10 protein-coding genes and 1 pseudogene are annotated in these 11,590 nt (G+C 62.3%); 10 read left to right on the top strand and 1 reads right to left on the bottom strand.

Annotation, left to right across the window (positions count from 1 at the left end):
• Window positions 1-74: 74 nt before the first annotated feature.
• The 8 genes from ftsW to lpxC all read left to right on the top strand — a co-directional run bounded on the left by ftsW (window position 75) and on the right by lpxC (window position 9,359).
• Window positions 75-1,418, top strand: a complete 1,344-nt coding sequence (ftsW, locus tag PK789_RS10595; RefSeq protein ID WP_324308717.1) for a putative lipid II flippase FtsW — start codon at window positions 75-77, stop codon at window positions 1,416-1,418.
• 20 nt (window positions 1,419-1,438) lie between these two features.
• A complete protein-coding gene (gene murG / locus PK789_RS10600; RefSeq protein WP_324308726.1) occupies window positions 1,439-2,497 on the top strand; it encodes an undecaprenyldiphospho-muramoylpentapeptide beta-N-acetylglucosaminyltransferase in 1,059 nt (352 codons plus the stop codon).
• On the top strand, window positions 2,497-3,939 hold the full coding sequence (gene murC, locus PK789_RS10605) for a UDP-N-acetylmuramate--L-alanine ligase (RefSeq protein ID WP_324308719.1): 1,443 nt from the start codon (window positions 2,497-2,499) through the stop codon (window positions 3,937-3,939). Before murG ends, murC begins: the two co-directional genes overlap by 1 nt.
• Window positions 3,936-4,880, top strand: coding sequence for a D-alanine--D-alanine ligase (locus PK789_RS10610; protein WP_324308721.1), 945 nt, complete (start codon window positions 3,936-3,938; stop codon window positions 4,878-4,880). Before murC ends, PK789_RS10610 begins: the two co-directional genes overlap by 4 nt.
• Window positions 4,877-5,671 (top strand): cell division protein FtsQ/DivIB, encoded by a 795-nt coding sequence (locus PK789_RS10615; RefSeq protein ID WP_324308722.1) that lies wholly within the window; start codon window positions 4,877-4,879, stop codon window positions 5,669-5,671. Before PK789_RS10610 ends, PK789_RS10615 begins: the two co-directional genes overlap by 4 nt.
• Complete coding sequence (gene ftsA, locus PK789_RS10620; protein WP_324308723.1) at window positions 5,668-6,903, top strand: cell division protein FtsA; 1,236 nt, start codon at window positions 5,668-5,670, stop codon at window positions 6,901-6,903. Before PK789_RS10615 ends, ftsA begins: the two co-directional genes overlap by 4 nt.
• Before the next feature lie 100 nt (window positions 6,904-7,003).
• Window positions 7,004-8,254, top strand: coding sequence for a cell division protein FtsZ (gene ftsZ, locus PK789_RS10625; RefSeq protein ID WP_324308724.1), 1,251 nt, complete (start codon window positions 7,004-7,006; stop codon window positions 8,252-8,254).
• A gap of 190 nt (window positions 8,255-8,444) precedes the next feature.
• Window positions 8,445-9,359, top strand: coding sequence for a UDP-3-O-acyl-N-acetylglucosamine deacetylase (lpxC, locus tag PK789_RS10630; RefSeq protein ID WP_324308725.1), 915 nt, complete (start codon window positions 8,445-8,447; stop codon window positions 9,357-9,359).
• Between the two features lie 111 nt (window positions 9,360-9,470).
• Here lpxC and PK789_RS10635 read toward each other — a convergent pair whose 3' ends face one another.
• Window positions 9,471-9,977 carry a DciA family protein gene (locus PK789_RS10635; RefSeq protein WP_503011944.1) on the bottom strand — a complete coding sequence of 169 codons (507 nt, stop codon included), beginning with the start codon at window positions 9,975-9,977 and terminating at the stop codon, window positions 9,471-9,473.
• 5 nt (window positions 9,978-9,982) lie between these two features.
• Here PK789_RS10635 and PK789_RS10640 point away from each other — a divergent pair, with 5 nt between their 5' ends.
• A complete protein-coding gene (locus PK789_RS10640; RefSeq protein WP_503011945.1) occupies window positions 9,983-10,924 on the top strand; it encodes a M23 family metallopeptidase in 942 nt (313 codons plus the stop codon).
• Window positions 10,925-11,066: 142 nt separating this feature from the next.
• Window positions 11,067-11,590: pseudogene (secA, locus tag PK789_RS10645) on the top strand (preprotein translocase subunit SecA); the annotation flags it as partial.

An 11,590-nucleotide genomic window follows, 5' to 3' on the forward strand; every position in this document is an offset into this window, starting at 1 on the left:
CGCGTGATCGTGCGCTTTTGGATTATCAGCGTGGTGCTGGTGCTCGTTGGTCTTGCCACGTTGAAGGTGCGCTGATGAGCACAATTGCCACCGACAGTGTGCGCCAGGCCACCCGCCACGATGACATTGGCGGGCGCTACGACCCATGGCTGATGGCGGCGATGGTCGCGCTGGGCTGCTTGGGGGTGGTGATGGTGGGCTCGGCGGCGATTGCCGGTGGTGGCCAGAATGCGGGGCCGTGGTACTTCCTGACCCGGCATGCGGTGTTTATGAGTGGCGGCTTGGTGATGGCGCTGCTGACCATGCGTCTGGAACTGAAAACCGTCGAGAAATACAGCCAGTGGTTGCTGCTGGGCTGCTTTGTGGTGCTGGCCATGGTGTGGTTGCCGTTTGTCGGCAAAACCGTCAACGGCGCGCGGCGCTGGATCTACCTCGGCCCGGCCGGATTTCAAGCCGTGGAAATGGTGAAAGTGTTTTACATCGTGTGGCTGGCCAGCTATCTCAAGCGCTACAACGAAGAGGTGGCGGTGAAGTGGTACGCCATGCTGAAGCCGGCCGGCGTGGCGGTGGCCTTGGTCTGCATGCTGCTGTTGCAGCCGGACTTCGGCTCGTCGGTGCTGCTGTTGGGCATTACCGCCTGCATGTTGGTGCTGGGCGGCGCGCCGATCAAACGCTTGATTTTGCCGGTCTTGGTGTTGGTGCCGGCATTGGTTGCGCTGGTCTATTTTGAACCCTACCGCATGCGCCGCGTCACCTCGTTCATGGATCCGTGGCAAGACCAATTGGGTGCGGGTTATCAGCTCAGCAATGCGCTGATGGCGATTGGCCGTGGCGAATGGTGGGGCGTGGGCTTGGGTGCATCGGTACAAAAATTGTCTTACCTGCCGGAAGCGCACACCGACTTCATTTTTTCGGTCACCGCTGAAGAATTAGGGCTGGCTGGTGTGTGCGCGGTGGTGGGCTTGTATGTGCTGTTGGCCGGGCGCGCATTTTGGTTGGGTTTGAAGTGCATTGAAATGAAGCGGCACTTCTCCGGCTATTTGGCATTTGGCATTGCGTTGTGGATGTCGCTGCAAAGTCTGGTGTCGATGGGGGTCAATCTGGGGGTGCTGCCCACCAAGGGACTGACCTTGCCCTTGGTGTCGTACGGCGGCTCCAGCGTATTGATGACCTGTGCCGCACTGGGCCTGCTGCTGCGGGTGTCGTATGAATATGATCGTGCGGCGCGACAAGTGGCCATTCGTCGTGGCGTAGGCGCGGGTGCGGCAGTAGGAACTCCGCCGATGGCGGCACAGCCACCGGCCCCCATGCAGGACAGCAACCATGCATCCGCGCGGGCACGCCAGCGGGTCGAACCCGGTTTTGCCAAGCCGGCGCTGGAGTCCGCAGCACTAGCGGCATTGCGGAGGTCGCGTTGAGCGTGTCTGCGCCCCTTGTGATGGTGATGGCCGGCGGTACCGGCGGGCATATTTTCCCCGGCCTTGCGGTGGCGCAAGCCTTGCGCGAGCGCGGCGCGCAGGTGCGTTGGCTGGGCGCGGATGGCGGCATGGAAACCCGCTTGGTGCCACCACAGGACATTGCCATCGACACCATCGCCGTTAAAGGTGTGCGCGGCAAAGGGATTGCAACGCTACTGGGTGCGCCATTGCGCGTCTTGGCGGCGGTGCGCGCGGCGGCGCGGGTGTTGAAGCTGCGCAAGCCCGATGCGGTGATCAGTTTTGGTGGGTTTGCCGCCGGCCCTGGCGGCATCGCGGCGCGGCTGGCAGGCATTCCGCTGTTGGTGCACGAACAAAATCGCGCCGCCGGCATGACCAACAAAACGCTGGCGAAATTTGCACGGCACGTGTTGGTGGGGTTTCCACAAACCTTCGCCAAAGAAACCTTGGTCGGCAACCCGGTGCGTGCGCAGATTGCGCAAGTGCCAGCGCCCGAGCAACGCGACTTCGCGCATGCTGGCCCGTTGCGCTTGTTGGTGCTGGGCGGCAGTCAAGGCGCGCGCGCATTGAACGATGCGGTGCCGCAAGCCGTGGCGGCGCTGGGCGTGCCGGTCGAGATCGTCCATCAAGCCGGTGAAACCTTGCTGGCCGCCGCCCGCAGCGCCTATGCCGCCGCCGGCGTGCAGGCGCGGGTTGAGCCGTTTATCGCGGATATGGCGCAAGCCTATGCATGGGCCGATGTGGTGGTGTGCCGTGCCGGTGCATTGACCTTGGCCGAGCTGTGCGCGGTGGGTGTGGGCAGCGTGTTGGTGCCATTCCCGCAGGCGGTGGATGATCACCAAACCCGCAACGCCGAGTATCTAGTCGAGCGCGGTGCCGCGCGTTTGCTGCCGCAATCGGCACAGCTGCCCGCACACCTGCACGCGGTGTTGGCCGAGTTGTCGGTCGATGCCGCGCAGCGTCTTTCGATGGCCCGCGCCGCCCGCGCGCTGGCCCGCCCCGATGCTGCCCAACGGGTGGCAGATGCGGTGTTCGCAACACTTTCACAGGAGGCCAAGTGATGGCCAGCAATCGCCTGCATCTGCAAGGCATCAATGAGCCCGCAAAGGCTTTTCCACGGGTGCATTTTGTCGGCATCGGCGGGGTCGGCATGAGTGGGATCGCCGAGGTGATGTGCACCTTGGGCTATCAGGTCAGCGGGTCGGACAATGCCGACAATGCGGTCACCAAACGCTTGGCATCACTGGGTGTGGTCATCCAGAAAGGACATGCCTCGGCGAATGTGCTGGAAGCCGATTGCGTGGTGGTATCCAGCGCGATCAAGGCCGACAACCCGGAGTTGCTGGAAGCACGCGCGCAGCGTATCCCGGTGGTGCCGCGCGCGGAAATGCTGGCCGAGCTGATGCGCTTCAAGCGCGGTGTCGCGGTGGCCGGCACCCACGGCAAGACCACCACGACCTCACTCACCGCCAGCGTCTTGGCCGAAAGTGGCCTGGATCCGACTTTCGTGATTGGCGGCAAGCTGCTTGCGGCGGGTGCCAATGCCAAGCTGGGAAGTGGTGACTGGTTGGTGGCCGAGGCCGACGAAAGCGATGGCAGTTTTTTACGCCTCAATCCAGCGGTGGCGGTGATCACCAATATCGATGCCGATCATCTGGAAAACTACGGCGGTGATTTCGAGCGGGTCAAGCAGGCGTTTTCGGAGTTCCTGCATCGGCTACCGTTCTACGGTTTGGCGGTGCTGTGCATCGACGATGATGAAGTGGCCAAGCTGGCGCACACCACCCCGCGCCACATCATCACCTATGGCTTCTCGCACGAGGCCGATGTGCGCGCCGCCGATGTGCACCAGCAGGGCGCAAACATGCACTTCACGCTGTGCCTGCCGGATGGTTCGCGCACGGCCTGCACCTTGGCGCTGCCGGGGCGGCACAACGTGCAAAACGCACTGGCGGCGGCGGCGATTGGTTGGCAATTGGGGGTGCCGCATGCAGCGATTGCGCGCGCCTTCGAAAAATTTGCCGGCATCGGCAGGCGCTTCAATCAGTTGGCCACCCTGACACTGGCCGACGGCGGTCAAGTGGCTTTGGTCGATGACTACGGCCATCACCCCAAAGAGTTGGCGGCGGTGTTTGCGGCCGCGCGTGGTGGTTGGCCGGACAAACGCTTGGTGGTGGCCTTTCAGCCGCATCGTTATTCGCGCACACGCGATTTGTTCGATGAATTTGCAGCGGTGTTGTCCTCGGTGGATGCGCTGGTGCTGACTGAGGTGTACCCGGCCGGCGAGGCAGCGATTGCCGGGGCCGACGCCAAAGCATTGGCACGCAGCATCCGCACCCGTGGCCGGGTGGATCCGGTGGTGGTGAACGCGGCCAATGAACTTTCCACCGTGTTGTCTGGCGTGCTGCACGACGGGGACTTGCTGTTACTGATGGGTGCCGGCGACATCGGCGCTGCTGCGCAACAGATTGCCCGTGATGGGTTGCAAGGAGCAGGCGCATGAGTACAGCCACAACACCCACGACCGCCGATGCGCGGGCATTTGGTCGCGTTGCCGTGTTGATGGGTGGCAGCAGCAGTGAGCGCGAGGTGTCGCTGGACTCTGGGCGCAATGTGCTAGAAGCGCTGCGTTCACGCGGGGTGGATGCGCATCCGGTAGACGGCATCCCGGCATTGCTGGACGCCTTGGTGCACGGCATGTTCGATCGCGTGTTCAACATCCTGCACGGCAACAAAGGCGGCGGTGAAGACGGCGTGCTGCAAGGCTTGTTGCAGGGCTTTGAAGTGCCCTACACCGGCTCCGGTGTACTCGGTAGCGCGTTGACCATGGACAAGATTCGCACCAAGCAAGTGTGGCTCAGTGCGGGTCTGCCAACGCCGCAATATCGGCGGTTGGACGCCGGTGCAGACTTGCGTGCAGCGGCGTTGGCATTGGGGTTGCCGGTGTTCGTCAAACCCTCCAGCGAGGGCTCCAGCGTGGGTGTGGCGCGGGTGCAGAGCGCGGCAGACATCGATGCAGCGATCGACGTGGCACGCGCCTATGGCGGTGAAATGTTGATGGAGCAAATGGTTATTGGCGACGAACTGACCGTGGGCATCTTGGGTGACACCGCGCTGCCTTCGATCCGCATCGTGCCCAAGGGCGGCTGGTACGACTACAACGCCAAATACATCGCCGAAGACACCCAATATCTGTGCCCCGGTTTGGATGGCGACGAAGAGCAGGCCATTCGCCAACTGGCGCACGCTGCCTTCATCGCAGCAGGATGCAGTGGTTGGGGCCGGGTCGATGTGATGCGCGAACACAGTAGCGGCAAATTGCTATTGCTGGAGGTCAATACCGCGCCGGGCATGACCAGTCATTCGTTGGTGCCCAAGGCGGCCCGGCAAGTGGGGATTTCGTTCGAAGACCTGTGCTGGAAAATTCTGGAGCAGACCTTGTGAAAGCCGTGTTGCGCCCCTTGGCTTGGCTGCTGGCGGTAGCGCTGATTGCGCTGCCGGTCGTGGCCGTGGTCGAAGGTTGGATGGGCGCGACGCGGTGGCCGTTAAGCATCCTGCGCGTCAGCGGGCAGCCGCAGCGGGTGGATCGCGCGCTGTTGCAGGCCACGGTGATGCCGATGGCGCAACGTGGTTTTTTTGCCGTGGATCTGGGCGATGTGCAGCGAGCTGTGAGTGGACTGCCATGGGTGGAACATGCCGAGGTGCGCAAGCACTGGCCGAATGTGCTGGAAGTACACATCCAAGAATACAAGCCGGCGGCGCGTTGGGGCGCTGCCCGCTTACTGTCCGAAAAAGGGCAAATATTCCCGGCCGGCAGGTTGCAAGTACCGGCAGGCTTGCCGCAGCTCGACGGGCCCGAGGCACGCGTGCCGGAAGTGGTGGCGTTGTACCAACAAGCACAACGGCAATTGGCCAACAGCGGTGGGACTTTGGGTGTAGCCCTAGATCCGCGTGGCAGCTGGTCGGTGACCTTGCGCGACGGCACTCAACTGGTGCTGGGTCGCAATGACCCGCAGCTGCGCTTGGAGCGCTTTGCCGCCTTACTCCCGCATTTGAATGCGCAAAACCCGATGCGCCGTTTGCAGCGAGCCGACCTGCGATACACCAACGGCTTTGCCTTGCAATGGGCCAAGCCAGAACCGGCGCCCGCACATCCCGCTGCGGCCGGTGCAGCGACTGCACCAACGCACCGCAATCTACCTCCTTCCACGACTAACCACGGCTCCAATACATGAATCGCAAGGGCGACAAATCGCTGATCGTCGGGCTCGACATCGGCACCTCCAAGGTCACCGCACTGGTGGGCGAATACGCCCCCGGCGAGCCGATCGAGGTGATCGGCATTGGCTCGCATGAGTCGCGCGGTCTGCGGCGCGGCGTGGTGGTGGACATCGACTCCACCGTGCAGTCGATCCAGCGCGCAGTAGAAGAAGCCGAATTGATGGCCGGCTGCGAAGTCAGCAGTGTGTATGCCTCGATTTCTGGCAACCATGTGCAATGCAAAAACTCACCCGGCATCGTGCCGATCCGCGAAGGTGAAGTCACCCATGCGGATCTCGACCGGGTGCTGGAAGCGGCCAAAGCGGTGGCCATTCCTGCCGATCAAAAAATCCTGCACGCGATCCCGCGCGAATACGTGCTGGACGATTCGCAAGAAGGCATTCGCAACCCGGTGGGCATGACCGGTGTGCGCCTGGAAGTGCATGCGCATCTGGTGACCTGCGCACAGTCGGCGGCGCAAAACATCAGCAAGTGCGTGCAGCGTTGCGGCTTGCAGGTGGATGAACTGGTGCTGTCGTCGCTGGCATCCAGCCGCGCGGTGTTGACCAGTGACGAAAAAGAACTGGGCGTGGTGTTGGTGGACATGGGGGCGGGCACCACCGACATCGCGGTGTTCATGCAGGGCGCAATTTGCCATACCGCCAATCTGGCCATGGCCGGCGACAAGGTCACCGAAGACATCGCACACATGCTGCGCACGCCCACCCCGCACGCCGAAGACATCAAGGTCAAATACGCCTGTGCCTTGGTGCAGCTGGCACGTGCCGAAGAGAGCATTCAAGTGGAAAGCGTGGGCGACCGGCCACCACGGCGGATGCCACGGCAAGCCTTAGCGCAAGCGGTGCAAGCACGTTACGAAGAAATTTTTGAAATGGTGCAGGCCGAGTTGCGGCGCAGCGGGTTTGAGCAGCGCGTGCGTGCCGGCATGGTACTGACCGGCGGTGCGGCAAAGATGGAAGGCGTGGTTGAGCTGGCCGAAGAAATGCTGCAAATGCCGGTGCGTATTGGGATCCCGCAGCACGTCACCGGTTTGGGGGAAGTGGTGGGCAACCCCGTGCATGCCACCGGCGTGGGCCTGTTGTTGATGGGCGCGCAGATGGAGCATCCCAAACGTCCAGGCTTGCCAACCGGCAAGGTGGGCGGCTTGTTTGGCAGGGCATTGAAGTGGTTTCGCGGTGAGTTTTGAGTTGTTAGCAGGATTGAAGTGAGTGGTTGCAGTAACCCGCATCAGCGTTTTGAAACACCCAGACACACATCAGAAAAACACAACAACAAAGGACACGGACATGGCACATTTTGAACTGATCAACCAAGTAGCACCCAATGCGGTCATCAAAGTCATCGGCGTCGGCGGCGGCGGTGGCAATGCTGTGGCACACATGGTCAACAGCAGCATCAGCGGGGTGGAATTCATTACCGCCAACACCGACTCGCAAGCCATCAAAAATTGCAGCACCAACCTGCAACTGACCTTGGGTTGCAATGTCACCAAGGGCTTGGGCGCGGGCGCCAACCCGGAAGTGGGCCGGCAAGCCGCACTGGAAGACCGCGAAGCGATCATGGATGCGCTGCAAGGCGCGGACATGGTGTTCATCACCGCCGGCATGGGCGGCGGCACCGGCACGGGCGCCGCGCCGGTAGTGGCACAGTTGGCCAAAGAGATGGGCATCCTCACCGTGGCTGTGGTCACCAAGCCGTTCCCGTTCGAAGGTCGCCGCCGCATGCAGGTGGCACAAAGCGGTATTGAAGAATTGAGCCAGCATTGCGACTCGCTGATCACCATTCCCAATGAAAAACTGATCACCGTGTTGGGTCGCAATGCCACCATGATCCAAGCCTTCCGTGCCGCCAACGAAGTGCTGCAAGGCGCGGTCCAAGGCATTGCCGATTTGATCGTCAGCCCCGGCCTGATCAACGTGGACTTTGCCGACGTGCGCACGGTGATGAGCGAAATGGGTTTGGCGATGATGGGTACCGGCGTGGCGCGTGGCGATGATCGTGCGCAAGCGGCGGCCGAGGCCGCAATCCGCAACCCGCTGCTGGACGATGTGAACCTGCACGGTGCCAATGGCGTGCTGGTCAATATCACCTCGGGTTCGGATTTGACTATGTCCGAGTTCGATGAAATCGGGCGCGTGGTCAGCGAATTTGCCTCGGAAGATGCCACCGTCATCATCGGCACCTCGCTGGACCCGAATATGCAGGACGAGGTCAAAGTCACCGTGGTGGCGACCGGTCTCAGCCGCGCTGCCACCGGTGTGCGCGTGCCGGTGAGCGATGCCAGCCGTGGGGTGCGCTTCGAGCCGATGCAAGACGCGCCGCGCCGCCCGCAAGTGGAATTGGTGCGCACCCAGGTCAAGCGCGATGGCACCACCGGGCTGCCGATCGACGCCATCACCGATAGCTTCATGCCGCCGATGCCGTCCAGTTTCTCCAGTGCGCTGCGCCGCAATGCCGATGCCGCACCGGTGACGGCCGAGCTGCCCAAGGACGACTATCTGGATATCCCGTCGTTCCTGCGCCGCCAAGCCGACTGACGTGTGCCTGCGCGCCCTTCCGTGTCAACGGAAAGGCGTGGTGCTGCTTTTGTCCTGCACCGCGGGCGGCCAGCCCGATGGTTTTTGCGACCGGTCGGCACTGCCGACTGGTCGGTTTTCCCGGCCCTTTCCCTGCCGCTGCACTGTGGTTTCGGCAAGGGTTCAGCTTACTGCGTGTTAATCTGCAAAGATGCTTCGCCAACGCACACTCAAGAACGTCATCCGCGCCACCGGCGTGGGCCTGCATGGCGGTGAAAAAGTCTTTCTAACGCTGCGTCCAGCGGCGGTGGATACCGGCATTGTGTTTCGCCGTATCGACCTTGAGCCGGTAGTCGAAATGCCGGCTGCGGCCACCTTGGTCACTGAAACCACGCTGTGCACCGGCCTGAGTTGTGCGGGTGCCAAGGTGCAGACGGTTGAGCATCTGATGTCGGCGCTGGCGGGCTTGGGTATCGACAATGCCTACGTGGAGCTAACCGCGCCGGAAGTCCCGATCATGGATGGTTCGGCCGGCCCGTTCGTGTTTTTGCTGGAGTCGGCGGGCATCGTTGAGCAAAACGCGGCCAAGCGCTTCATCCGCATCAAAAAGCCGGTGGAAGTGCGTGATGGCGACAAGCTTGCGCGCTTCGAGCCACATAACGGGTTCCGCCTCGACTTCACAGTGAAGTTCAACCATCCGGCAATTCCGGAGACGTTGTCGCAGGTTGCGTTTGATTTCTCAACCGACGCTTACATCAAACAAGTCAGCCGCGCGCGTACGTTCGGGTTCATGCGTGATCTCGAATTCATGCGCGACCGCAACCTTGGGTTGGGTGGTTCGATGGACAATGCCATCGTGCTGGATGAGTTCCGCGTACTGAACGAAGACGGCCTGCGCTACACCGATGAATTTGTGCGCCACAAGATTTTGGATGCCATCGGTGATTTGTACCTGGCCGGGCGTCCCATCATTGGCGCGTACACCGGTTACAAGTCCGGCCATGCGCTGAATAACACCTTGGTGCGCGCCTTGTTGGCCGACCAAACCGCGTGGGAAGACATCAGCTTCAGCGACCCGGAACAACTGCCGGCATTTGGCTACGGCAGCGCCTTGCCCGCAGTGTAATTTGCCGCGTTTTTGCGATGGGCTTGGCAGTTGGCGGAAACCTGCGGCACGCCTGTTTCGGCTTTCTTAACAAAATCACACACTTATCCCGTTAGGATGCGCGCTGGCCGGTTACTCGGACGGTTTCCGTCGCGGTGGTGCATGCCGCGTGGTAACGGCCAGGCAATCCTCTTCGGCGGTGTCCGCTGAAGGGGTGCGCAGCAGTGCTAAGGCCGCCGCCAACCCTTTCTGGCTGGCGGCCGACATCGGAATGCGGGGCGCGACTGTCGCAGGGTGCGGCGGGATCGCCCGGGTGGCCAGCTTCACGGCCATCGCATCCACTTCCAGCCCGATGGAGCGGGCAGCGGCGATCAACTCGGGCGTGGCTAGGCGCAATTTGGCATGCCACACCGGAGCATCGGCGATGAACACCAATTTGCTGCCGCGAAGATTGGCCAAGCGCACATGCGCGGCCGTTCCCGGGGGCAAAGCGGGACGCAACAGTTGATCCACGGCACCAAGCCATTGCGCTCGGCGCAAGGTATCCCCGGCAGTGCCGGCGAGTAGCGCATCCAGCGCCGCGCGCGGCTCAGTTGGCGGAACCGGCTTCTTTGGATGTGTGGGTCGCGAAACGGGCATAAGTCATGATTCAAACAAACAAGCGACACGATACTCGCCAGCGCCTCATCGCGCAGGCCCAACGACTCCGCTGGTGGGCGCTACGGCACCCGTGGGCGGCGCTGGCGTTGTTGCTGGGCGCAGGCATGTTGTGTGGCGCGGCGGTGCGCAGCGTCATTGGCATGGCGCAAGTGGAGGCCCTGCAAACTTCCGATGCCAGCCGGCAGGCAGAGCTGGAACAGGTGCGCCGTGATGCCCAGCGTGAAGTCAATGCGCTGGCCGCGCGGCTGGCCGAATTGCAGGCACAAGCCAACCGCTTAAATGCCCTAGGCAGCCGGCTGACCCGCAGTGGGCAACTGCAAGATGGCGAATTCGATTTTGCAAAACCGGTGGGTCAGGGCGGTGGTGGTGCTTCGCGTGACATGCCGGTGACCGAGCTGCGGGCGCGGCTAGCCGCACTTGAAGGCGAATACCGGCAGGCCAGCACGCAGATGACGGTGCTGGAATCACTGCTGTTCAACCAACAGTTGGAGCGCAGCAGCCTGCCCTCGCGCGAGCCGATCGCCGGAAGTTTCGTCACCTCGGGTTTCGGTGGTCGCGCCGACCCCTTCGGTGGCGGTTTCCAGTTCCACAAAGGTATTGATTTCCAAGCCAATATCGGTGACCCGGTGCTGGCGGTAGCCGACGGCGTGGTGAGCTTTGCCGGCGTGCGCAGTGGCTACGGCAACACCATCGAAGTGGATCACGGCAATGGCCTGGTCACCCGCTATGCGCACAACTCGCAGCTGGATCGGCAGGTCGGCGATCTGGTGCGGGCCGGGCAAGACATTGCCAAGGCCGGCTCCAGCGGGCGCTCCACGGGCGCGCATGTGCATTTCGAGGTGTGGCAGGACGGCGTGGTGGTCAATCCCCGCAAGTTCCTTGGCCATAACAACGCCCTGGCACGGCATGGGCCGCAGAACGGCTGATTGCGACGGGCTTGCATACGCGGCGGCCCGCCTCCAGCTAAACTAGCGGATTCCCGCACGTGCGCCTGCGTTCGGGGCTACATTGCCTCTATTTTTCGATGCCGCGCCATTGGCGCGCATCCCGCCAGGGATTGCCATTCTCATGCTCAACAGTTTGCTTACCAGTGTTTTCGGCAGCCGCAACGAGCGCCTGCTCAAGCAGTACGGCGCCATCGTCAAGAAGATCAATGCGCTGGAAGCGCAGACCAAGGCGCTATCGGATGACGCGCTGAAAGCCAAGACCGACGAGTTCCGCGCCCGTATCGGCAAAGGCGAATCGCTGGACAAGTTGCTGCCCGAAGCATTTGCGGTCTGCCGCGAAGCCTCGGTGCGCGTGTTCGGCATGCGCCATTTCGATGTGCAGCTGATCGGCGGCATGGTGCTGCATTCGGGCAAGATCGCGGAAATGCGCACCGGCGAAGGCAAGACGCTGACCGCCACCTGCGCGGTGTACCTCAATGCGCTGGAAGGCAAGGGCGTGCATGTGGTCACCGTCAATGACTACCTGGCACGTCGCGACGCCGCGCAAATGGGCAAGTTGTACAACTGGCTGGGGCTGTCGGTCGGTGTGATTTATCCCGGCATGAACCATACCGATAAAGGCCCGGCCTACGCTTGCGACATCAC

The sequence above is a fragment of the Thermomonas sp. genome, assembly GCF_035369645.1.
GTDB lineage: Bacteria > Pseudomonadota > Gammaproteobacteria > Xanthomonadales > Xanthomonadaceae > Thermomonas.

What these genes read in the sequence shown, in the direction of transcription:
- ftsW (WP_324308717.1), top strand. Translation starts at nt 75, where the DNA reads ATGAGCACAATTGCCACCGACAGTGTGCGCCAGGCCACCCGCCACGAT.
- murG (WP_324308726.1), top strand. Translation starts at nt 1,439, where the DNA reads ATGGTGATGGCCGGCGGTACCGGCGGGCATATTTTCCCCGGCCTTGCG.
- murC (WP_324308719.1), top strand. Translation starts at nt 2,497, where the DNA reads ATGGCCAGCAATCGCCTGCATCTGCAAGGCATCAATGAGCCCGCAAAG.
- PK789_RS10610 (WP_324308721.1), top strand. Translation starts at nt 3,936, where the DNA reads ATGAGTACAGCCACAACACCCACGACCGCCGATGCGCGGGCATTTGGT.
- ftsA (WP_324308723.1), top strand. Translation starts at nt 5,668, where the DNA reads ATGAATCGCAAGGGCGACAAATCGCTGATCGTCGGGCTCGACATCGGC.
- ftsZ (WP_324308724.1), top strand. Translation starts at nt 7,004, where the DNA reads ATGGCACATTTTGAACTGATCAACCAAGTAGCACCCAATGCGGTCATC.
- lpxC (WP_324308725.1), top strand. Translation starts at nt 8,445, where the DNA reads ATGCTTCGCCAACGCACACTCAAGAACGTCATCCGCGCCACCGGCGTG.
- PK789_RS10635 (WP_503011944.1), bottom strand. Translation starts at nt 9,977, where the DNA reads ATGCCCGTTTCGCGACCCACACATCCAAAGAAGCCGGTTCCGCCAACT.
- PK789_RS10640 (WP_503011945.1), top strand. Translation starts at nt 9,983, where the DNA reads ATGATTCAAACAAACAAGCGACACGATACTCGCCAGCGCCTCATCGCG.